Genomic DNA, 22,636 nt, shown 5'->3' with positions numbered 1-22,636 from the left:
TCAGGGCTTGCGGAAGACGAGGCCGCACTCCATGGAACGCTGGTTCTCCGGCGGCGACTCCAGGTACGGCCGCAGCGGCTCGTCGACGTGCGACAGCGTGGGCTGTTCGGGGTCCGGACGCCAGTCGACCACCTTCACCAGCCCCGGCTCCACCAGCTCCGCGCCCGTCAGGGCGCTCATCAGCTCGACGACCTGGTCGGTGGTGCGGTTACGCCAGGCCAGGCCGAGCCGCTTGGTCATCTCGTTGCCCTCGTCCACCGTGGCCTGGTCGATCCCGCACACCTGGGAGAAGGCCAGGTAGCTGCCGGAGGCGAGCGCCTCCCAGACGGTGACGAGCATGTCGCGCAGCGCCGCGTCGTCGACGATGGAGTGCCCGATGGAGAGGAAGAGCGCCGCGGCCGGCTGGGAGAAGTCGATGAGTTTGCGCGTCTCCGGGTCACCGAGGACGCGTTCCGTGTCGGTCATGTCCGCCGCGATCACGGTGGTGGTGCGGTCGTCGGCGAGCAGCGCCCGCCCGTGGGCCAGCACGATCGGGTCGTTGTCGACGTAGACCACGTGGGCGTCCGACTGGAACTGCTGGGCCACCTGGTGCACGTTGGCCTGGGTGGGCAGCCCGCTGCCCATGTCCAGGAACTGCCGGATCCCGGCGTCGCGGGCCAGGAAACGCACCAGCCGGTAGAGGAAGAGGCGGTTGTTCCGGGCCTCGGTCACACCCTCCGGGAACTGCTTGTGTACGGCAAGCACCGCCGCCCGGTCGACCGGGAAGTTGTCCTTGCCGCCGAGGCAGTAGTCGTACATCCGTGCGGGGGTGGGCACGTCCTGCCGGATCTGCGGCTTGCTTCCGTCATTGGGCGCGGTCACGACACCAGCTCCACAGTTGACACCGTCTCCGACTAGAGGGGAAGTGGGGATGAGGAATCGTACCGGGCGGGCCGGCTCAGTCGCCGAGTCGGGCGAGTTCCTCGTCCACGATCGACGGGTCGAGCTTGCGGAAGACCGGCTTCGGCGCGGACAGTGCCCGGCCCGCCTCGACCGGTACCGACTCCCACCGCGCCCCGACCGTGTAGTCGCCGGTCAGCACCGGGTACGACGGCCCGCCGTCGAGGTCGTCGACCTCCACTATCGACGGCATCGGCGCGTGCACCCCGGTCCCGCCGAGCAGCTCGTGCACCCGCTGCGCCGAGTGCGGCAGGAAGGGGGTGAGCAGCGTGTTGGCGTCACTGACCACCTGGAGCGCGACGTGCAGGATGGTACCCATCCGGGACTTGTCGGCCTCGCCCTTCAGCTTCCACGGTGCCTGCTCGGAGAGGTACCTGTTCGCCTCGGCGACCACCCGCATCGCCTCGCCGATCGCCTGCTTCTGCCGGTGTTTGGCGATCAGCTCACCGACAGTGCCGAACCCGGCCCGCGCGGTGGCGAGCAGCGCCTCGTCGGCCTCGGTCAGTCCGGCCGGGTCGATCGGCGGGATCGCGCCGAAGTTCTTCGCGGCCATCGAGATCGAGCGGTTGACCAGGTTGCCCCAGCCGGCGACCAGCTCGTCGTTGTTGCGGCGCAGGAACTCAGCCCAGGTGAAGTCGGTGTCCTGGCTCTCCGGGCCGGCGACGGCGATGAAGTAGCGCAGCGCGTCGGCGTCGTACCGGGCCAGGAAGTCGCGTACGTAGATCACTACCTGCCGGGACGAGGAGAACTTCTTCCCCTCCATGGTCAGGAACTCGCTGGAGACGACCTCGGTCGGCAGGTTGAGCCGCCCCAGACCGCCCGGCTCGCCACCCCGGTCGCCCTCACCGTCATAGCCGAGCAGCAGTGCCGGCCAGATCACCGAGTGGAAGACGATGTTGTCCTTGCCCATGAAGTAGTAGCCCCGGGCGTCCTTCCCCTCGGCGTCCGTCGCCCACCAGCGCCGCCACGCCTCCGGGTCACCGGAACGCCGGGCCCACTCGATCGACGCCGACAGGTAGCCGATCACCGCGTCGAACCAGACGTAGATCCGCTTGTCGCTGCGGTCGCGCCAGCCCTCCAGCGGGATCGGTACGCCCCATTCCAGGTCGCGGGTGATCGCCCGGGGCTGGAGGTCGTCCAGCAGGTTCCTGGAGAAGCGCAGCACGTTCGGTCGCCAGCCCTCCCGGCCGTCCAGCCACTTCGCCAGGGCCTGGGCGAAGGCGGGCAGGTCGAGGAAGAAGTGCTCGGTCTCGACGAACTGCGGCGTCTCGCCGTTGATCTTCGATCGCGGGTTGACCAGGTCGATCGGGTCGAGCTGGTTGCCGCAGTTGTCGCACTGGTCGCCCCGGGCGTGCTGGTAACCGCAGATCGGGCAGGTGCCCTCGATGTAGCGGTCCGGCAGGGTACGCCCGGTGGACGGGGAGATCGCCCCCATGGTGACCTTGGGGACGATGTAGCCGTTGCGGTGCAGCGTCTCGAACAGCTCCTGCACCACCGCGTAGTGGTTGCGGGTGGTGGTCCGGGTGAAGAGGTCGTAGGAGAGGCCGAGCCCGTGCAGGTCCTCGACGATCACCCGGTTGTAGCGGTCGGCCAGCTCGCGCGGGGTGACCCCCTCCTTGTCCGCCTGCACCTGGATCGGCGTGCCGTGCTCGTCGGTGCCGCTGATCATGAGTACGTCGTGTCCCGCCATCCGCATGTACCGGCTGAACACGTCGGAGGGGACCCCGAAGCCGGAGACGTGGCCGATGTGGCGCGGGCCGTTGGCGTACGGCCAGGCAACCGCCGCGAGAACGTGACTCATGACAAGCAAGCCTAGTGACCGCCGTCGGAGTACCGCGAACCAACGCCGTACCCGGGGCCGGCGGGGCGGTACGGCGGGCAGGGCATCGATGGTCGTTTAGCGGAAAGATCGCCTAACCTGCCAATATTCAGACTGATATCCGACTTTTTTCTCCTTCGACACGCGACTCGGGCTGCCCGCCCCAGCCGGACCAGCGTTGTCCAATTGACTGGTGACGGGCCACGAGGGTCGCCAGCAAGCAGCGGAAACGCGCCCTTCCGAGGCCGAGGCCCAGCCACCGGCGGCGGCCGAGGGCACGTCTGCGGCGGAGGCGGGGCCACCGGCGCCGCAGCAGCGACCCGTCCCGGTCCACGAGCCCGCCCCGGCCGGACCGTTCCGGGGTGTCACGCCCGCGCTCGGCTCCGCCTGGCTCGGCGCGCCCGGCACCCTCGCCGGCCCGTCCGGCATCGAGCCGACCACCGGCGCCCCGCTCGCGATGCTGCCCCAGCGGGCACCCCGGGCGACACCGAGCTGGAACGGGCCGACCGGCGCGCTGCCGACCGCCTCGGGAGCGGACCCGGAGACGGCCGGCGAGGACGACTTCTGGCTGCCGATCGAGGAGGTCCACTGGGACGGCACTCCCGTGCAGCCGACCCCAAGGACCTGGTACGGCCGGCCGAAGAATCCGGACGCGACCGTCGCCCGGCAACGGGTACCCCGACCGCCGAAGCGGCAGCGGAACCCGGCCCTCGGGCTCGCCGGCATGATCCTCTGCTCCCTGGTCGCCAGCTTCTTCGCCTGGGTCAGCGCCGAACCGTTCTGGCTCGCCCTCGGGCACGGCGAACTGGGCACGGCGACGGTGGAGACCTGCACCGGCGGAGGGCTGGCGCAGCACTGCCGGGGTGATTTTCGGGCCGACAACGGCCTGCTGCGGGTGCACGACGTCCGGCTGGTCGGGGTCGACGGGGCGCACCGGGAGTTCGGTAGCCGGCTCACCGGCCGGATGACCGGCGCGGAGAGCGGCAAGGCGTACGTCGGCGACGGGACCGGCCTGCTGCACCTGCGCTGGGTACTCGGCGCCGGGATGGTGCTGCTGTGCTGCGTGGGAGCCGGCTGGAGCACCGGGGCGCTACGGCTGCCGGGTGCGCGCAACCGGCGGGCCGGGGTACTGGTGAGCGTCGCCGGCCCGCTGCTGCTCACCGCCGGCTTCCTGGTCGCCGCCTACTGACCCGTCGAGCCGCCGCCGATCAGCCCGACGTCGGGGGGTGCACGGCGGCGTAGACGTCCCGCCTGCGCAGGCCGTACTCGGTGGCGATCGCGGTGATGGCGTCGCGTCGAGACGTACCCCCGGCCTCCAGCTCGGCGACCGCGGCCCGCAGGTCGGCGGCGGCCGGGACCGGCGTGGCGATCGCCGGGGCACCCGCCACGACCAGGGTGATCTCGCCGCGCGGCTCGCCGTCGGCGGCCCAGGTCGCCAGCTCGCCGAGCGGGCGGCGCAGCACCTCCTCGTAGGTCTTGGTCAGCTCGCGGCAGAGCGCCGCCGGCCGGTCGGCGCCGAACGCGGCGGCGAGGTCGGCGAGCGCACCGGCCACCCGGTGCGGCGCCTCGAAGAAGACCAGGGTGCGCTCCTCGGCGGCGAGCGAGCGCAGCCGGGCCCGGCGGGGACCGCCGGTGCGGGGCAGGAACCCCTCGAAGCAGAAGCGGTCGGTGGGCAGGCCGGAGAGGGCGAGCGCGGTGGTGACGGCGCTCGGGCCGGGTGCCACGCTGACCGGCACGCCCGCGTCGAGCGCGGCCCGGACCAGCCGGTAGCCGGGGTCGGAGACGCTCGGCATGCCGGCGTCGGTCACCAGCGCCACCAGCGCGCCGTCCGTGGCGGCGTCGACCAGATCGGGGGTACGCCGTTCCTCGTTGCCCTCGAAGTACGACACGATCCTGCCGGTGATCGTCACGTCCAGGTCCCGGGCCAGCCGGGTGAGCCGGCGGGTGTCCTCGGCAGCGACGACGTCGGCGTCGGCGAGAGCGTCCCGCAGCCGGGCCGAGGCGTCGCCGGGGTTGCCGAGCGGCGCCCCGAGCAGGATCAGCCGGCCGTTACCGGGCGATTTTCCCACCAGCTGACTCCTTCATCGATAACTGTCATCGCACATAGCGAGCGTCGTGCCCCGTTTCACACCATCGCAGCCTACGATCACGGGGTGACTCTGGCGTCGACAGCGCAGACCGAGAGCCCGGGCACCGCCGGGCCGCCGCCGGCTCCGGTGGTCGAGGTGTTCTCGGCCACCCCGAGCGGGACGGCCACCAGCGAGCGCCCCGAGCGCCGCGGCGGAGGGATACCGGCGATCATCAGCCGCCGGCTGGCCCCGTTCGACGCCCGGCTCGAACCGTGGTCGTGGCTGGCCACCGCCGTGGTGGTGCTGATCGCCGGCATCCTCCGCTTCGTCGGGCTGAGCAGCCCCAAGGGCAAGATCTTCGACGAGATCTACTACGCCACCGACGCACACAACCTGCTGCTGCGCGGCATCGAGTGGGACGAGAAGAACAACACCGCCGCGTACGTGGTGCACCCGCCGCTCGGCAAGTGGATGATCGCGATCGGCGAGCAGATCTGGGGCTACAACGAGCTGGGCTGGCGGTTCTCCGCCGCGGCCATCGGCACCCTCTCGGTCCTGCTGCTGATCCGGATCGCCCGCCGGATGTTCCACTCCACCGTGCTCGGCTGCACCGCCGGGCTGCTGATGGCGCTGGACGGCTTCCACCTGGTGCTCTCCCGCACCGCGCTGCTCGACATCTTCCTGATGTTCTTCGTGCTGGCCGCGTTCGGCGCCCTGGTGGTGGACCGGGACGTCCGGCGCAGGCGCTGGCTGCGGGCGATCGAGTCCGGCATCGACCCGAGCCAGCCGGGGCGGCACAACCGGCCGCCGTTCCGCTGGTCCGACGGGGTGCCGTGGTGGCGGCTGCTCGCCGCCGTGATGCTCGGCTGCGCGTTCGGGGTGAAGTGGAGCGCGCTGTACTTCGTACCCGTCTTCGCACTGCTGGTGGTGCTCTGGGAGGTCGGCACCCGGCGCTCCGCCGGGGTACGCCGGCCGTGGCGGGACACCTTCGTCGACGAGGGACTCTGGCTGCTCGGCGCCGGGGTGCTGATCGTGCTGGTCTACCTCGCCACCTGGTCCGGCTGGTTCGCCAGCGACAACGGCTACTTCCGGAACTGGCGGGCCGACACCGGCCAGTCCAGCCTGCCGGTCATCGGCAGCCTGCAGAACCTCTGGCACTACCACCAGGAGGCGCTCAGCTTCCATTCCGGTCTGGACGACAAACACGTCTACCAGTCCTGGCCGTGGCAGTGGCTGCTGCTCGGCCGGCCGGTCGCGTTCCACTGGTCCGACCAGGGTGCCTGCGGGGCTCCGAGCTGCGCGACGGAGATCCTGCTGCTCGGTACCCCGATCCTGTGGTGGTCGTTCCTGCCCGCGCTGGCCGCGCTCGCCTGGCTGGGCCTGGCCCGGCGGGACTGGCGGGCCCCGGCGATCCTGCTGCCGGTCGCCGCCGGCCTGCTGCCGTGGTTCTGGTTCGCGTTCCAGGGCCGGACGATGTTCTTCTTCTACGTCGCACCGGTGGTGCCGTTCATGATCCTGGCCGTGACCTACGTGCTGGGGGTGATCACCGGCCCGGCCCGGTCCCCGGCGCCGGCCGACGCCCCGGTCGGCGGTGATCCGCCCGCCGCTTCGGCCGGCGACGGCGGCAGTAGCAGTGATGACGGTAGCAGCGGCGGCGACGGCGGTAGCAGTGGTGACGGCGGTGGCCGGACCAGTGACCGCCGCATGATCGGCGCGGTCGTCGCCGGCACGTACGTGTTGCTGGTAGCGATCTGCTTCGCCTACTTCTATCCGATCTTCGTGGGGCAGATCCTGCCGTACGCGGAGTGGTCGAGCCGGATGTGGCTCGGCAACCGCTGGATCTGACCCCCGCACGACAGTCGACCGGGACGGCCGGGTGGCCCTTCGGGGCCTGCCCGGCACGTTCGCGCGCCCAGCCCAAGGGCCGGTGCGGGGCACGGGCGGCGGGCGGAAAGTGCGGCCGGCGCGCCAGGGGTCAAACAGCCAAGGGCCGAACGGCCAAGGGCCGGACATAGGTGCGCGCCCCGATCGCCTGCCACGGGGGAAGCGGGCGATTGGGGCGCGCACCAAGGAGCTTAACCACCCCGGATCAGCGGCACAACGGGTGGTGTCGAGTCAGATTTCCGACCCAAGCACCGCCGAGCACAACGGATACATGAGACAGAGCGCCCGGACGGGCATGAGCCACCCGAACCGGCCCGATCGACCCGAGACCTCCCGGTCTAGACCGGCCCGACCATCCTGTTCGCCCAGCCGGCCGGGCGATGCGTCCGACGGCCTCTGGCCGACCGGTCAACAGTCCCAACCGGACGCCGATCATCGTCAGGCGATCGCCCGTACGCTGGGGTTTCTTTGATCCATACGATCGTTGGATGCTCAGGAAGCACCACCCGCACGACAGCCGCGCGCCGTGCGGCCCCGACGACGACACCTCCCCGGCCGAGCCGACGGCCGGCAACGTGCGGGACGACAGTCCGACCCACACCGCCGACGCGGCATCCGAGGACGGAGCAACCGAGGACGGCGCTTCCGAGGACCGAGCAACCGAAGACGGAGCTTCCGAAGACGGAACATCCGAGGACGGCGCTTCCGAAGACCGAGCAGCCGAGGACGCGGCGCCCGGGGCCGGTGACGAGCCCACGGTGCTGCTCCGGCGGGTCGAAGCCGACGCCGGGGCGGCGCCGATCTTCGTGGACAGCACCGGCCGCCGCTCGCGGTGGTTGCGCAACCTGACGTACGCCGCCGGCGTGCTCGGACTCGGGTACGCGGCACTGGTCGGCGTGAGCCTCACCGTCGGCTCGACGTTTCCGCAGGTCCTGATCCCATTTCCGGATCAGGTGGGTAGGTCCCCGACACCGGCGAGCACGCCGGCCCAACCGACGGTGACCGGCACCGCGCCGACCGGCACCCCGGCACCGGCGCCGTCCAGCACCGGCCGGCGTACCGCTCCGGGTCAGGGCGGGCGCCTCAGCCCGGACGTCGTGCCGACCGCGACGGTCCGGCCGCCCACCGCCCGGCCCGGTAACCCGGTCGAGTCGCAGATGCCGACCTCCGCACCGCCGGTCCCGGCCACCCCGGCTCCGTCCGAGCCGAACACCGAGCCCACCGCCACTCCCACCCCTCCGGCACCGGATCCGGGCTCCGGGGAGTCGGGCGTCACCCGCCGGGCCGATCCCCGATGACCGCCGACCGCCGGGGCCGTGCCCCGTCGGCGGCGATGTCGAGCCGCTGGTCGCCGTCCAGGGCGGACGCACCCCGACGATGATGGGCAGGAGCCGACCCAGGGGTCGCCGTCCGGACATCCAGCGCACCGCACGCACCCGACGGGTCGTACCCCGGCCGCGCTGGGCGGCGGGCCTGCTGCTGGTCGCCGCGTTCGTCGGCATCCTGCTCTTCGAGGCGTACGTGAACGCCGAGTTCGTTCCGGACCACGAGGGGCTGGACGCTCCGCAGACGGTGGTGCCGGCGGAGGTCATCAACGGTGGGCCGATCATCCGCGCCGGTCCGGAAGACACCCCCCGGTCCTACCGGCTCCCGCCCAGGACGATCGCGTTGACCTTCGACGACGGGCCGGACCCGCACTGGACGCCCGAGGTCGTCGCCGTGCTGGCCGAGTACGACGTACCGGCGACGTTCTTCGTGGTCGGTTCGGCCGTCGCCCGCCACCAGGGGCTCACCCGGCAGCTCGTCGACGAGGGCCACGAGTTGGGCGTGCACACCTTCACCCATCCCGAGCTGGCCGGGCTCTCGGCCGAGGGCCGACGCCTCCAGTACACGCAGACCCAACTGGCGATCGCCTACGCGACGGGGGTGCACACGTCGCTGCTCCGGTTCCCGTACTCGTCCCACCCGGAGGCGATCGACGACCACGACTGGCCCCTGATCCAGGAGGCCGGTTCGCTGGGCTACCTGACCGTGGTCAACGACACCGACAGCCAGGACTGGGCCCGGCCGGGGGTCGACGTGATCATGAAGAACATGACGCCGGCCGGGGACGACGGGGCGGTCATCCTGCTGCACGACGCGGGTGGCGAACGCTCGCAGACCGTCGCCGCGCTCCGCCGGTTCATCCCCGAGATGCAGGCCAAGGGTTACCGTTTCACCACGGTCAGCGAGGGCCTGGCGCTCACCCTCACCGGCGGCGCCGGTGCCCGGGGCGGGGCCGACCCGCCGGGCGCCTCGGCCGGAGCGGGTACGGCGTTGACGACGGATCAGTCCCTCTCCGCCGGCGACCGCTGGCGGGGCGGTTTCCTGGTCTGGACGGTACGGATCGCCGACGGCACAGTACGGCTGCTCTGGGTGGCGATGATCGCGGTGGGCGTACTGACGGTGGCCCGTACCGTGCTGCTGTTCGCCCTCGCCGGCCGGCACGCCAGACGACGGCGTTCGGCCGCCTGGGCATGGGGGCCACCGGTGACCGAGCCGGTGTCGGTGATCGTGCCGGCGTACAACGAACGGGAGGGCATCGTCCCGGCGGTCCGCTCGCTGGCCACCGGGGACCACCCGACGATCGAGGTAATCGTGGTCGACGACGGCTCGACCGACGGTACGGCCGACCTCGTCGAAGAACTCCGGTTGCCCAACGTACGGGTGATCCGGACGCCGAACGGCGGCAAGTCGAACGCCCTGAACACCGGGATCGCGTTCGCCAGTCACCGGCTGATCGTGACCGTCGACGGGGACACTGTCTGCGAACCGGACTCGATCCGCCAACTGGTGCAGCCGTTCGGCGATCCCGCGGTCGGCGCGGTGGCCGGCAACGTCAAGGTGGGCAACCGGCGCAGCCTGGTCGCCCGCTGGCAGCACATCGAGTACGTCATCGGCTTCAACCTGGACCGCCGGCTCTACGAGACGCTCCGCTGCATGCCTACCGTGCCGGGAGCGATCGGCGCGTTCCGCCGGGAGGCGATAGTCGGCGCGGGCGGGATGACCGACGACACGCTCGCCGAGGACACCGACATCACCATGGCGATCGTCCGGGCCGGCTGGAAGGTCGTCTACGAGGAGCGGGCGCGGGCCTGGACGGAGGCGCCCGCGACCGTCAGGCAGTTGTGGAAACAGCGCTACCGGTGGAGCTACGGCACCATGCAGGCGATGTGGAAGCACCGGCGGGCGCTGCTCGACTCCGGGGCGTCCGGCCGGTTCGGTCGACGCGGGTTGCCCTTCCTGGCGCTGTTCGGGATCGTCCTGCCACTGCTCGCGCCGGTCATCGACATCATGGCGGTGTACGGGCTGTTCTTCGCCGACCAGATGACCACCGTGGTGGCCTGGCTGGCGATGCTCGGGCTGCAACTGGTCACCGGGGTGATCGCGTTCCGGCTGGACCGGGAGCGGTTGGGGCCACTCTGGGTGCTGCCGCTGCAACAGTTCGCCTATCGACAGTTGATGTACCTGGTGCTGATCCAGTCCGTGGTGACCGCGTTGCACGGCGGCCGGCTGCGCTGGCAGAAGCTGCACCGTACCGGGCAGGAGCTGGCGCCGGGGCAGCGGTGACGAGGTCGGTCCCCCGTTCGCCGGAGGCGGCATCCACCGATCATCGCCCCGGAGCTGCCGGAAAGAGTTGACATGGAGCGGACCTGATTTCGACCCTGTGCGGGGTTGCCACCGGTGGGCACACTGTTGCGGTGACCGGACGACCACGTTCAGGATTCACCGCTACCCCGCCCCGGCTACTCGTGCTCGGCCTGGTGGCCGTACTCACCCTCACCTCCTGCGACGCTGACGGCGGCAGCCCGGCCGCGACCGGTCCGAGCTGGTCGGGCAGCGCCAGCCCCACTCCGGGTGCCGTGGGTACGACCAGACCGGCCGAGTTCACCGGCTGGTCCGATCCGGCCCGGGTCGGCAAGCCGTACGGCGAGAAGGTGAACGGGTTGCTCACGTTCCGGGGCAACCCGACCCGGACGTACTACGGCACCGGGCCGATGCCCCGGAGCACTCCGGCGCGGCAGTGGCAGTTTCCCCGCAGCGGCGGGTTGTGCGGGGAGTCGACCGACGAGAAGGGCACCCGGGTCTGGTGCGGTACGGGCTGGACCGGGCAGCCCGCCGTCTTCGAGCGGGACGGCCGGACCTGGGTGGTCTTCGGGGCGTACGACCACAAGATCCATTTCCTGGACGGCGAGACCGGTGAGCGGATCCTGCCCGACTTTCCGACCGGCGACATCATCAAGGGCTCCGTCACCGTCGACCCGGACGGGTTCCCGCTGGTCTACTCGGGATCGCGGGACAACTACTACCGGGTGATCGCGATCGACCGGGGTAAACCGACCGAGCTCTGGAAGCTGTCGGCGCGGGCGGTCTCGCCGACGATGTGGAACGACGACTTCGACGGCGCCGGGCTGATCCTCGACGACTACCTCTTCCTCGGCGGCGAGAACAGCCAGTTCCACATCGTCAAGCTCAACCGGCGGTACGCCGCCGACGGCAGGGTCACGGTCCGGCCGAAGCTGGTGTTCAACGCGCCCGGCTGGGACGACCAACTGCTGCGCGACGTCGACGACCGGATGGTCTCGATCGAGAACTCGGTGGCCGTCTCCGGCAACGTGGTCTACTTCGCCAACTCCGGCGGGCTGGTGCAGGGCTGGGACATCAGCGGCCTGAAGCAGGGGCGCAAGCCGAAGCGGGTGTTCCGGTTCTGGACCGGTGACGACACCGACGCCTCGATCGCGGTCGACGAGACCGGCGCGCTCTACGTCGGCTCGGAGTACGAGCGCGGCACCGCCCGGTCGAAGCAGGTCGGGCAGATGATGAAGCTCGACCCCCGGCGCGGTGGCGATCCGCGGGTGTGGCACGTCGACGACCACGCCCGCAAGCCGGCCGGGATCTGGGGCAGCCCGGCCCTGCACCGGGACATCGCGATCTTCGATACCCAGGGCGGCGAGGTGCTCGGCGTCGACCGGGCGACCGGGGCCGTACGGTGGCGGTTCGAGCTGCCCGGCCCGACCTGGCAGTCGCCGGTGGTGGTCGACGACGTACTCGTGATCGGGGACTGCGCCGGGACGCTGCACGCGTACGACGTCGCCGACACGAGGGCCGCGCCGAAGCCACTGTGGAAGGTCAGGCTCGGCGGCTGCATCGAGTCGACTCCGGCGGTGTGGCGGGGCCGGATCTACGTCGGTACCCGGGCCGGCGCGTTCCACGCCATCGCGGCCCGCTGAGCCGGCCCGCACGGGAACTGCCGAGAAAGAAACCTACACGGGTACTTCCATGGAGCGCAGATTTCTGCCAGCCTGACATCTACTTTTACCTATGTCAGGAGGCAATCATGCCGCTGCCTCGTCGCCTGGTCCCCCTGTTGGCCGCCATCACCGTCCCCCTCGTCACCACCCTCACCATCAGCCTGACCGCCGTACCCGCACACGCGGCGGCGCCCACCTACACCGCGCTCGGCGACTCGTACACCTCAGGCACCGGCACCCGGGAGTACTACTCGGACAGCGGCTCGTGCCAGCGCTCCCGGCACTCCTACCCGGTGCTCGACGCCGCCCGGCTCGGCGCCACCCTCACCTTCCCGGCCTGCGCCGGAGCCACCACCTCCAGTGTGCTCAACGGACAGCTCGGCAGCCTCAACTCGACCACCAGTTACGTCACCGTCCAGGCCGGCGGCAACGACATCGGTTGGTCGTCGGTGATCCTGCAGTGCGCCTACCCCTGGCCGACCACCTGCTGGTCGCAGATCAACAATGCGGAGAACACCATCCGGAACACCCTGCCGGGCCGGCTCGACCAGCTCTACTCCCGGATCCGCAGCCTGGCCCCGAACGCCCGGGTCGCGGTGGTCGGCTATCCACGCCTCTTCAACGGCGAGGAGTGCAACTTCATCGCCCGGATCTCCCCCGGCGAGCAGGCCGAACTCAACGCCGCCGCGGACCTGCTGGCGACCACCATCGCCGCCCGGGCCGCCGCGCACGGGTTCACCTTCATCGACGCCCGGGGCCCGTTCACCGGGCACGCGGTCTGTGACGACGTCGAGTGGATCAACGGCACCTCCAACCCGCTCGGCGAGTCGTACCACCCGAACCGGGCCGGCCACGTCGGCTACGCGGGGCTGGTGGAGACCGCACTGCGGGGCAGCACGGCCAGCAGGTCCTGACCGGCGGGCGCCCCGGGTGGGCGCCCGCCGTACCCCGGAATCAGTCGCAGGTCCAGCGGACCGCGGCGGTCGCGGCGTCGTCCGGGCCGACCGAGACGACCCCGCCGACCACCCGGCCGTCGTCGCTGACGCTCACCGCCGCCGGTCCCTCCTTTCCGGGTACGGCCCCGGCCGGCAGCGGAAGCACGACCGGCCGCTCACCGGCCAGCACCGCCGGAGTCTCGACGCCTGTCGCGTCCCGGACGAACCCGGCCACCCAGCCGTGCCGGTTGACCGCCGACGCCCAGGGCAGTCCGGTCAGCGGGGTCGCCTCACCGGTACGCAGGTTCCACCGTGTCGGCACCACCTTCTGCTCGCCAGCGGACATCGCGACCGACCAGCCGAGCACCCAGCCGCCCCGGATCGACAGCGGGCCGGTACTGGCACCGTGCCGGGGCGGTGGCGCCAGGGCGCGGGCCGTACCGTCCGGAGCCCAGGCCAGCATCCGGACCGTCCGGTCGGCCCCGAGCCCGACCGTGCCGCCGACCACGGTGCCGTCGTCGTCGATCCCGGTGGCGTAACTCTTCTGGTTGGCCAGCTCCGCCAGCCTCCTCGGCGCCCGCTCGGCACCGGCCACCCAGATTCCGGCGCTGTGCCCCGGAATCAGGGTGTCGTCGAAGAGCGCACCTCCCGGCGATCCGGCCTCCGGGCCGGGTGGGGCCGGCGGACCGCCCTTCGTGCCGGCCGGTACGCCCCGGTAGGCGAGGGTACGGATGCCACCGAGCACGTCACCGCGCTCGTTGAGGTCCATCACGTCGCCGAAATAGCTTCCGTCCGGGTTGGTCAGGTCGACGTACCGGCCGTCCCGGTAGACCCAGGAGACCAGCTCGGCCCGGCCGTCCCGCACCGCGATGCCGTCACCGGCGACCACCCCCTGCGAGTTCACCAGCAGCCGGGGCGGATCGGTGGTCGGCGGTTCCAGCACCGTCAGCACCCCCCGGTCCCAGCGCAGCGTCCAGGTGCGCGCCGTGCCGGTGTCCCGGGCCACCCCGACCAGGAAGCGTCCGCTCGGGTCGCCGTCGAGCACCTGGCTCTCGGTGGCGCCTTCCGGAAGCGGGAGCCGGTGCGGCGTGCACCGGGTCGGAGCGGGTGGCGGAGCCGAGTCGACGGGACGCCGGTCGGACGGAGTCGAACCCGGGGTCGGTGGCGTCGAGTCCGGGGTCGGCTGGGCGACCTGGCCGGTGCCGGGGAGGATCACGGCGGGCTCGCCGTCGCGCACCGCCGCCACCGTCACCGGGACGGCCACCAGGACGACGGCGGTCGTCGCGGCCAGGCCGCCACCGGCCAGCAGCCGGCGGCGACGCACCCGGCGCCGACCGGCGCGCAGCAGTCCGTCGATCTCCACGGTGCAGGGCTGGGCCGGGTCCCCGTCCAGCGGGCGCAACAGGTCACGGGCCGCAAGCTCGTCGAACTCGTCCATCTCAACTCCCCTCCGTCGAGCAGGTAAAGCTGTCGGTGGTGCCCGGGACGGCACCTGTGGAGGTCGCCGACCGGGACCAGCGCCGGGGCGGAACCGGATTCGGCACGGCCAACCCGGGCGGCCCGGCCCGGACGCTCGGCTCGGGTGAGTCGCCGAAGCTCGACCGCTCGTCGAGCAGCCGCCGGAGCGTCGCCAGCCCGTGGAAGCTCTGGCTCTTGACCGTCCCGGGAGAGCAGCCGAGGGTCTCCGCCACCTCGGTGACGGACATGTCGCAGAGGAAGCGCAGCACCAGCACGGCACGCTGCTTCCGGGGCACCCGGTCGAGCGCGGCCCGCAGCACGGTCCGCTCCTCGACATCCGGCCCGTACTCGGGAAGCGGCTCGGGCGGCGAGTCGGTCAGGCGTACCCGCTTCGACCAGGGCCGCCGCTTCTCACCCTGGAAGAACCGGACCAGGATCGTCCGGACGTACCCGTCGAGGTGGTTGACGGTTCGGACCCGGGGCCAGTGCACGTAGAGCGTGGTGAAGGTCTGCTGGACGAGATCGTCGCCCCGGTGCGCGTCACCGCAGAGCAGGTACGCCAGTCGCCGCATCCTCGGCATCGCGGTGGTGACGAACTCGACGTACTCGCGCTCCCAGTCCGGCTGCATCCCGTCGACCTCTCTGAAGACGATTCCGGCACTGGGATGCTCGCCGGGTCACCAGTGGTTGTATGCGCGGTCGAAAACCTGTCCGGACGATCGGCCGCACATCGGGTCGGCCGGGTCCCGCCCGGTGTCGGCTACTCGGTCATGCCCACCGGATCGGAGCGGACGAATGACATCGTCCAGCAGCCGTCAGCCTCCGGCTGGGGGCGCAGTTCGTAGAGGTGGTCCACGGACAGCGGCCGCGTGTCGGGGTTCTGCGTGTCGGGGTCTTGCCTGTCGGGGTCTTGCGTGTCGGGGTCTGCTGCCGCCAACTGATCGCCCCGAAACCCGTCGGGGCTCGTGCTGAGTACCCAGCGTCGCGGCGGCCCGCCGCCGGGTGCCGCCGGCAACTCCCGGGCGGTGCCGTCGGCCGGACCGCCCGCGAAGCGTACGGTGACCCACTCCACGCCCTCATGCTACGAGCGCGGCGACCCGGATATGCCCGGTCCGAAGGTCACCTGACGGCCGCCACCGGCATCTGGGTGTCGCCGGACGCCCTGGCACGGGTATCGACCACGTGAGGTGCTTCACACCTACGGACCAGATCGCAGGTTCCCGACACAGTGTCGGTATCTTTCTCGACATGCTGTCGGTTACCTGTCGGACGCGGTGAGCCCATGTTCCTCGCCCTGCGTGAACTTGCCTTCGCCCGTGGTCGATTCGCCCTCATGGGCGTCGTCGTCGCACTCATCGCGATCCTCACCGTACTGCTGAGCGGACTCTCCGTCGGGCTGGTCAACGACGGCGTCTCCGGCCTGCAACGCCTCCCGGTGACCTCGCTGGCCTTCCAGCACGAGGTGGCCAAGGACTCGGCCTTCTCGCGCAGCGTGGTGAACTCCGGGACCGTCGCCACCTGGGCCGGGCAGCCCGGCGTGGCCGAGGCCGCGCCACTCGGCAACACCCTGGCCAACGGCCGGACCGACCAGGGGGTCGAGATCGACCTCGCCCTCTTCGGCATCGAGGTCGGTTCGTTCGTCGATCCGGACGTCGCCGAGGGCACGCGCCTCGCCAACGAGGGCGAGTTGGTCATCAGCGCCACCGCCGCCGAGGAGGGCGTCGCGGTCGGCGACACCGTCGTCGTCGAGCCCGCCGGCACCCCGCTCAAGGTGGTGGGCATCCTCGCCGACCAGCACACCTTCGGCCATGTCGACATCGGGTACCTTCCGCTGCGCTCGTGGCAGGAGGTGAAGGCCGGGGTACGCGCGGGCGACGTCGCACCGGAACGGATCTACCAGGAGATCACCGCGGTCGCCGTACGCGCGGAGGACGGCGCCGACGTCGACCTGGCGGCCGGCGACAAGGCCGCGGGTACGACGTCGATGACCCGCGAGGACTCCTACGGCGCCTCGCCGGGCTACACCGCCGAGACCTCCACCCTGCAACTGATCCAGGGCTTCCTCTACGCGATCTCGGCGCTCGTCGTCGGCGCCTTCTTCACGGTACTCACGGTGCAGCGCAGGCAGGAGATCGCCGTACTGCGAGCCCTCGGCGCGAGCACCCGCTACCTGCTTCGGGACAGCCTGTTGCAGTCGGTGGTACTCCTCGTCCTCTCCGCCGCCACCGGTGTCGCCCTCGGAGTCGCGGCGGGTGCCGCCATCTCCGCCACTCCCATGCCGTTCGTGCTGGAGACCGGGCCGATCGCCGGCGCCACAGCGCTACTGCTCACCCTGGGCGTCGTCGGCGCCGCCGTGGCCGTGCTGCGCATCACCCGCGTCGACCCACTCACCGCGCTCGGAGGCAACCGATGACCGGCGTTCTGTCCCTGTCCGACGTGACGTTGGTGCACGGCGACGGCGAAGAGACCGTCACCGCCCTGGACCAGGTCAACCTGGACGTCGCGGCGGGAGAACTGGTCGCGATCGTCGGCCCCTCCGGTGCCGGCAAGTCCAGCCTGCTCGCGGTCTGTGGTGCGCTGACCAGGCCCACCTCGGGTACGGCCCGGCTCGGCGACGCCGACCTCACCGCGCTGCCGCCGCGCCGGCTCACCGCGATCCGCCGCGAGCGGATCGGATTCGTGTTCCAGAGCGGCAACCTGCTGCCCGCCCTGACCAGCCTCGACCAGATACGGCTACCGCTGACCTTCGGCAAGGTCGCCAACCCCCGCGACCCGCGGGAGCTGCTGGCCGAGGTCGGCATGTCACACAAGGCGGACCGGCGTCCCCACCAGCTCTCCGGTGGTGAACGGCAGCGCATCGGCATCGCGCGGGCACTCGTCACCCGCCCGCAGGTGTTGTTGGTGGACGAGCCGACCGCGGCGCTGGACCGCCAGCGCAGTCAGGACATCGTCGGCCTGCTGGCCCGCGAGGCGCATGACCACGGCGTCGCCACGGTCATGGTCACGCACGACCACGAGGTGCTGCACCACTGCGACCGGGTCCTTGAGATGATCGACGGACGCCTGTTGGCCAGCGAGGGCAGCACCGTCTGAGCCTCGCCGGCCAGCTGCCCACGAGGAGGAGCGTTTGCCGCGGATCAAGGCAGCCAGCGTCGCCGAACACCACGCCCGGCAACGACGCGCCCTGCTGGACGCCGCGCGCGCCCTGCTGGCCGAGAACCCGCAGGCACCGTCCATGGCGGCGGTCGGGCGCCGGGCGGGGCTCGCCCGCACCAGCGTCTACCAGTACTTCACCTCCGCCGAGGAACTTCTCGCCGCCGTGATCGCCGATGTCTTCCCCGACTGGGCCGGTCAGGTTCTGGCACGGGTCGCCGCGGCGCCGACGCCGGCCACCCGGGTGTGGGCGTACGTGGCGGCGACTGTCGACCTCTTCGCAAGCTCGGAACAGGCGGTGGCACGCGCACTCACCCAGGTGGTGGAGCCGCGCATGCTGCAAGGCCCGATGGAGGAGTTCCACGCCCAACTCCAGGTGCCGCTGCGCCAGGCGCTCGCCGAGTTCGGCGAACCCGAGCCGGAGACGATGGCCCAACTCGTCGACTCCCTCATCGTGCAGGCGTCCCGCGAGGTCGGCGCCGTCGACCGGACGAGGACGGCGGAAGCCAGGGAGATCACGCTGGCCCGGTTGCGCCGGCTGCTCGGCCCCTATCTGGGGCTGGGTCCGCTGCCCGAGAGCTGACCGGCCCCGGCTCCGCCGGACGCTGACCCCTGCCGGTGCGGTCACTGCCGTACGCTCCCGCGCTGCTGCGGCTTCCTGGCCAGGCTGAGCAGGATCAGCACCACGATCAGCGCCCACGAGATCGCGAAGGTCCAGATCGGGCGATGCTGGGTCACCGCGCCCACATATCCCCCGATCGCGTAACTGACCAGGCACAGCAGCCCGATCGTGGCCAGTCGGCGGGCGCGGGCGGTGTCGCCGCCGCGCAGCAGCCAGTCGGCAAGGCCCTGGGTGGTACGAAGTACGGTCCCGGTCTCGAAGGACGTCGCGGTCCGTACCCCGAAGGTGCGGACGACGAGCCCGCCAAGGATGCCGACGGGTACCGCGCACAGGGCGGTCAGGACCGTGCGCGTGGCGAGCGAGCCGCGACCCGAGTCGAGCCCCAGGTCGAACAGGCCCCACACGACGAACAGCACCAACATGGCGGACAGTTCCAGCACAGGCGGCGTAATCGGTCCCCTCGCCGGAATTCGTCGGAGTCCGGCACCGAGCAGTCCACCGAAACCAAAGGCGACAATCGACGCCAACGCGGACGGCCAAGCAGGCAGATGATTACCCAGGCCCATACCGACGAAGGCCACGTTACCGGTCTGGATCCCGACGAACACCTTGTACCGCAGGAACGAGAAAGCATCGACCACGCCCGCCAGCGCGGTACCCAGCATCAGCGCGAGAATCGGTTCTTTGAAGTCGAACTGGCTGACCCGCCAGCGGCTCGGTGCGGTACGGGCCGATCTGTCTCGATCGCTCCGAGAGCTAGACATCCAGCCTTCTACCCCTACAGCAGGCTTCTACCCCTACAGGCCGAAAAACAACCGGTTCCTGCCGAGCGACGCCCAAACCGCACAGAGCATTGAAGGACCGGACCTGTCGACGAATGGCGCGATCGCGCGATTCCGCAACGGCCGGCGGATTGGCCAGGATCGCGGTTATGACCTCGCGGCGGCAACCTGCCCACCGGAGCCCGGTCGTCCGGCTCCGGGTCAAGTTCTTCTCGTTCGCGGCGCTGACCGTCGCGGGCATCGTCATCGGCGCTCCCGTGTGGAGCGTTGTGGCGTCGCTGTTTCTTTGTGTCGCAATTCCGCTCGCGGTCGCGGTTCAGGGCACCGAGTCCGTCCGTGTGCTGTTCCTTCCATCCCGGGGCGCCGCCGAGGCGCCCTTCGACAGAAAGGCTGTCCGACATGCGCAAGTCCGCTGACAGGGCCACGTTGTCGAAAGGCGACGGCTCGATGATCGGCACCCTCCCGCGTAACCCGGCGATCGACCAGACGCACCCTGACCTGGTCCATCCGCCCTCAACCGACCATGGACTGCTGCCGAACCTGGTGTTTCCGTTCTCGCTGGCCCACACCCGTCAGGAAAGCGGCGGCTGGACCCGGGAGGTCACCAACCGTCTGCTGCCGATCGCGCACGATCTGGCGATCGTCAACATGAAGCTCAACCCGGGGGCATACCGGGAGCTGCACTGGCACATCCAGTCCGAGTGGGCGTTCATTCTCCAGGGCAGTGCCCGGATCGCCGCCGTGGACCAGGAGGGGCGCAACTTCCTCGAAGACGTCAAGGAGGGTGATCTCTGGTACTTCCCGGCCGGTATTCCGCACCACATCCAGGCTTTCGAGGAAGGCATCGAGTTCCTGCTGGTCTTCGACGACGGTTGCTACTCCGAGGACGCCACCTTCCAGGTGACCGACTTCTTCGCCCACGTACCCAGGGAGGTGCTCGCCAAGAACTTCGGCTGGACGCTGGAGCAGATGCGCAACCTGCCGGAGCGGGAGAAGTACATTTTCCCGGGGGAGGTTCCTCCGCCGCTCGCCGAGGACCGGGTCTTCAGCCCCACCGGCGACGTGCCCCGGACGTTCAAACACCAGTTGCTCGCCCAGGCACCGAAGCGTTTCGAGGGCGGCAGCGTACGGATCGCCGACACCACCAACTTCGCCGCGGCGGTCACGACCACGGTCGCGATGGTGGAACTCGAACCGGGCGCGATGCGTGAACTGCACTGGCATCCCAACGGCGCCGAGATGCAGTACGTCCTGGCGGGTCGCGGCCGCATGGGAGTTTTCGCGAACCACGCCACCGCGCGGACCTTCAACATGGAGACCGGCGACATCGGATACGTTCCGATCTCCATGGGCCACTACGTGGAGAACATCGGGGACACGCCGTTCGTCTATCTGGAATTGTTCCGCACCGCGAAGTTCGAGGACGTGTCGCTCATGCAGTGGCTCGCGAACATTCCGCCGGAGGTGGTCGCCACCACCCTCAACATGCCACGGGAGCTGATCGAGGTGCTGCCGAAGGAGAAGCACGCGGTGCAGCGGCACTGAGTGTGAGGCGGGGGGCGGCTCGCTACTGTTCGTCGTCCGCGTCCCTGGTGTCCCACACCCGGGCCAACTCCACCCGGTTCCGTACGCCGAGTTTGGTGTAGACCGCGCGCAGGTGGGTGTCCACGGTGTGGAACGAGATGAAGAGTTCGCTGGCGGCCTGCTGTTTCGTCGCTCCGCCGGCCAGCAGTTCGGCGACCCGGGACTCGGCCGGGGTGAGCGCGTCGAGGCCCATGCGCGGCGGCGGGGGACAACTCCCGCCGCCGTCGCTGATCTCGCGACCGAGCTGCCGCGCGCGGTCCTGGTCGCCGTCCGCGCCGAGCCGCACGTAGAGCGCGGCGCACTCGTCCAGGGCGGTGAGCGCCTCCGCCCGAGGTAGCTGGGGTGAACTCGCCAGGTCGAGCAGCGCGTCGGCCAGGGCCGGGCGCGCGGAGGTGGTGCGCAGCCGGGCCACCGCTGTGCGCAGCGCGGCGGGTTCACCGGACGTGAGCCCGTCGACCTGGTGGGCGATGCCCTGCCAGAGCCGGTTGTTCGTCCTGCCGGCGACCCGCTTCAGATGGCTGGTGAGCAGCTCGGCCCGCTGCCTGTCACCGAGCAGCAGTGCCGCACGGACCAGGCGCGGCCCGTGGTGCGGCACCAGTAGGAGCGGAGCCAACGACCAGTTCGACATGTCGAGGGTGGCCCGGACGAGTGTGTCGTGCCGTCCCGGCTCGGGATCTCCGGCGACGGCGCAGCCCAACCGGAACCACTGCATGTTGTTTGGCCAGTCCGTTGCCGGATGTTCCGGTGCCAGCAGCGCGCGGGCCACGGCCACCTCGCCCCGGCGCAGCAGGACCTCCACCACAGTGGCGAGCAGGCTGACCCGGGCCTCGTCCGGTAACGCATCGCCGCCCGGGCCCTTGAGCGCCAGTCGGGCCCGCGCCTCCGCCTCGGAGAACTCCCCCATCGCGACCCGGGCGACGCAGTCCAGCGCGATGAGCAGCGGTTGCGCCACCACGCCGAGGGTTTCGATCTCCGTGGTCACCGTGTCGAGGGCGGTCCGCGCATCGTCGAAGCGACCCAGCGCGAGTTGATTGGCGATCCGGTCCAGGCGCAGGAAAACCGCCTGGGACCGCGCGGCGGGCTCCCCGGCGTCCACCTCCCGCAGGATCTGTCCGGCGCGCGGCAGCTGGCCGGCACCCGAGGCGCTGGCGGCATGCGCCATCGCCAACTGGATCCCACTGCCGGCGTCCGGCGCGGCGGCATGCGCCCACTCGGCCTCGGCCAGCAGTTGGGCGGTCTCCGGATGGCCGAACCTGGCCGCCACCGAGGCCAGCATCGCCAGGGTCCAGCTCCGGGTGGCGGCGTCCGGTGGCTGTGCCAGCGCCTGTTCCAGATAGGCGATGGCCAGCGAAGGGCGTTGGGTCGCGTAGTACGCACCGAGCCGGCCGAGCAGGACACCCCGCTGACGCGGCCCGTACCGGTCGGCCGCCACCTCGTCGTGCAGCAGGGTCAGCGCCTCGCTGATCCGCCCGGCCAGGAAGAGGTTGTCGGCGGTGACGACGAGCCAGTCCATGCGGCGGCCCGGCTCGCCGGGTGCCTCGTCGGCGAGCAGCAGGTCCGCCGCGAGTGCCGGGCTCACCGCCGGGTCGGTGAGCAGTCGGGTGGCCACCACCCGGGCGGCCCGGCCCGTCACCGGCATCGCCCGCAGCAGTTGCCGGGTCGCCTGGACGGGGTGGCCGGCGGCGGCGAGTACGACCGCCGCCCTCTCGTGCAGCGCCCGACGTACGGACAGCGGGCTGGTGCTCAGGATGCTGTCGGAGAGTCGGTGCGAGGCCAGCCGCAGGCCGTCGGCCGTGTCGACGAGGAGGTGCCGGGAGACGAGCTCGTCCACCGCCATCTCGACGGACTGTCCCGGCGCCGTACCCGACGGCGTGACCAGCCGTTCGAGGAGCCAGAGTCTGCACGGGGCGTCCATGATCGCGACCGCCCGGAGTACGCAGCGTTCGGTGGAGGTCATCGGCGACGAGCCACCGGTGTGCATCTTGGGACGGTTGGTCAACGGCGTCTCGGGCACCAAGAACTCACCTTTGGTCAGCTTCCTGACAACCGGCGTCAGTCCAGTACTCTCCGGATCGCAGCCGTCACCGTGAGGATAGCTAG

19 protein-coding genes are annotated in these 22,636 nt (G+C 71.0%); 11 read left to right on the top strand and 8 right to left on the bottom strand.

Annotated features, from left to right (window positions below; all coding sequences use genetic code 11):
• Entirely contained in the window at positions 1-861 is an 861-nt protein-coding gene (locus CLT71_RS26600; RefSeq protein ID WP_199187729.1) for an SAM-dependent methyltransferase, read from the bottom strand.
• A gap of 76 nt (positions 862-937) precedes the next feature.
• Positions 938-2,740: a methionine--tRNA ligase gene (gene metG, locus CLT71_RS26595; protein WP_101369518.1), complete on the bottom strand. Its 1,803-nt coding sequence runs from the start codon at positions 2,738-2,740 to the stop codon at positions 938-940.
• A 211-nt stretch (positions 2,741-2,951) separates the two neighbouring features.
• Here metG and CLT71_RS26590 point away from each other — a divergent pair, with 211 nt between their 5' ends.
• On the top strand, positions 2,952-3,947 hold the full coding sequence (locus CLT71_RS26590; protein ID WP_101369517.1) for a hypothetical protein: 996 nt from the start codon (positions 2,952-2,954) through the stop codon (positions 3,945-3,947).
• A 19-nt stretch (positions 3,948-3,966) separates the two neighbouring features.
• Here the strand turns inward: CLT71_RS26590 and rsmI are convergent, their stop codons facing one another.
• Positions 3,967-4,827: a 16S rRNA (cytidine(1402)-2'-O)-methyltransferase gene (gene rsmI / locus CLT71_RS26585; RefSeq protein ID WP_101369516.1), complete on the bottom strand. Its 861-nt coding sequence runs from the start codon at positions 4,825-4,827 to the stop codon at positions 3,967-3,969.
• Between the two features lie 147 nt (positions 4,828-4,974).
• Between rsmI and CLT71_RS26580 the strand changes: the two genes are divergently transcribed.
• The 5 genes from CLT71_RS26580 to CLT71_RS26560 all read left to right on the top strand — a co-directional run bounded on the left by CLT71_RS26580 (position 4,975) and on the right by CLT71_RS26560 (position 12,916).
• Positions 4,975-6,672: a phospholipid carrier-dependent glycosyltransferase gene (locus CLT71_RS26580; protein ID WP_101371801.1), complete on the top strand. Its 1,698-nt coding sequence runs from the start codon at positions 4,975-4,977 to the stop codon at positions 6,670-6,672.
• A 527-nt stretch (positions 6,673-7,199) separates the two neighbouring features.
• Positions 7,200-8,009, top strand: coding sequence for a hypothetical protein (locus CLT71_RS26575; protein ID WP_101369515.1), 810 nt, complete (start codon positions 7,200-7,202; stop codon positions 8,007-8,009).
• Positions 8,010-8,091: 82 nt separating this feature from the next.
• Complete coding sequence (locus CLT71_RS26570) at positions 8,092-10,320, top strand: bifunctional polysaccharide deacetylase/glycosyltransferase family 2 protein (protein WP_199187956.1); 2,229 nt, start codon at positions 8,092-8,094, stop codon at positions 10,318-10,320.
• Between the two features lie 131 nt (positions 10,321-10,451).
• Positions 10,452-11,981 (top strand): outer membrane protein assembly factor BamB family protein, encoded by a 1,530-nt coding sequence (locus CLT71_RS26565; RefSeq protein ID WP_143743626.1) that lies wholly within the window; start codon positions 10,452-10,454, stop codon positions 11,979-11,981.
• A 107-nt stretch (positions 11,982-12,088) separates the two neighbouring features.
• Positions 12,089-12,916, top strand: a complete 828-nt coding sequence (locus tag CLT71_RS26560; protein ID WP_101369512.1) for an SGNH/GDSL hydrolase family protein — start codon at positions 12,089-12,091, stop codon at positions 12,914-12,916.
• Between the two features lie 40 nt (positions 12,917-12,956).
• Here CLT71_RS26560 and CLT71_RS26555 read toward each other — a convergent pair whose 3' ends face one another.
• From CLT71_RS26555 to CLT71_RS26545, 3 genes are all read right to left on the bottom strand, one after another.
• Positions 12,957-14,375: a hypothetical protein gene (locus CLT71_RS26555; RefSeq protein ID WP_101369511.1), complete on the bottom strand. Its 1,419-nt coding sequence runs from the start codon at positions 14,373-14,375 to the stop codon at positions 12,957-12,959.
• 1 nt (position 14,376) lies between these two features.
• Complete coding sequence (locus CLT71_RS26550; RefSeq protein WP_101369510.1) at positions 14,377-15,024, bottom strand: SigE family RNA polymerase sigma factor; 648 nt, start codon at positions 15,022-15,024, stop codon at positions 14,377-14,379.
• Between the two features lie 131 nt (positions 15,025-15,155).
• Positions 15,156-15,467 (bottom strand): hypothetical protein, encoded by a 312-nt coding sequence (locus CLT71_RS26545; protein ID WP_101369509.1) that lies wholly within the window; start codon positions 15,465-15,467, stop codon positions 15,156-15,158.
• 210 nt (positions 15,468-15,677) lie between these two features.
• Here CLT71_RS26545 and CLT71_RS26540 point away from each other — a divergent pair, with 210 nt between their 5' ends.
• From CLT71_RS26540 to CLT71_RS26530, 3 genes are read left to right on the top strand one after another with little or no spacing between them, the layout of a single operon-like run.
• The gene (locus CLT71_RS26540) at positions 15,678-16,808 is read left to right on the top strand and encodes an ABC transporter permease (RefSeq protein WP_101369508.1); all 1,131 of its coding nucleotides are present in this window, start codon (positions 15,678-15,680) and stop codon (positions 16,806-16,808) included.
• The gene (locus CLT71_RS26535; RefSeq protein WP_101369507.1) at positions 16,805-17,488 is read left to right on the top strand and encodes an ABC transporter ATP-binding protein; all 684 of its coding nucleotides are present in this window, start codon (positions 16,805-16,807) and stop codon (positions 17,486-17,488) included. The genes CLT71_RS26540 and CLT71_RS26535 overlap by 4 nt, the downstream gene beginning before the upstream one ends.
• Before the next feature lie 34 nt (positions 17,489-17,522).
• Positions 17,523-18,131, top strand: a complete 609-nt coding sequence (locus tag CLT71_RS26530) for a TetR/AcrR family transcriptional regulator (protein WP_101369506.1) — start codon at positions 17,523-17,525, stop codon at positions 18,129-18,131.
• 41 nt (positions 18,132-18,172) lie between these two features.
• Here the strand turns inward: CLT71_RS26530 and CLT71_RS26525 are convergent, their stop codons facing one another.
• Positions 18,173-18,835 carry a DUF1275 family protein gene (locus CLT71_RS26525; RefSeq protein ID WP_486483462.1) on the bottom strand — a complete coding sequence of 221 codons (663 nt, stop codon included), beginning with the start codon at positions 18,833-18,835 and terminating at the stop codon, positions 18,173-18,175.
• A 266-nt stretch (positions 18,836-19,101) separates the two neighbouring features.
• Between CLT71_RS26525 and CLT71_RS26520 the strand changes: the two genes are divergently transcribed.
• Together CLT71_RS26520 and CLT71_RS26515 are read left to right on the top strand one after the other, a co-directional pair.
• Complete coding sequence (locus CLT71_RS26520; protein ID WP_101369505.1) at positions 19,102-19,368, top strand: hypothetical protein; 267 nt, start codon at positions 19,102-19,104, stop codon at positions 19,366-19,368.
• Positions 19,369-19,399: 31 nt separating this feature from the next.
• Complete coding sequence (locus CLT71_RS26515) at positions 19,400-20,497, top strand: cupin domain-containing protein (protein WP_101369504.1); 1,098 nt, start codon at positions 19,400-19,402, stop codon at positions 20,495-20,497.
• A gap of 22 nt (positions 20,498-20,519) precedes the next feature.
• Here the strand turns inward: CLT71_RS26515 and CLT71_RS26510 are convergent, their stop codons facing one another.
• Positions 20,520-22,550 carry a helix-turn-helix domain-containing protein gene (locus CLT71_RS26510; protein WP_486483461.1) on the bottom strand — a complete coding sequence of 677 codons (2,031 nt, stop codon included), beginning with the start codon at positions 22,548-22,550 and terminating at the stop codon, positions 20,520-20,522.
• Between the last annotated feature and the right edge of the window lie 86 nt (positions 22,551-22,636).

The sequence above is a fragment of the Plantactinospora sp. CNZ320 genome (assembly GCF_002846275.1).
Note: the sequence above shows the minus strand (reverse complement) of the source record. Positions and strands in the feature narration are given on the sequence as shown.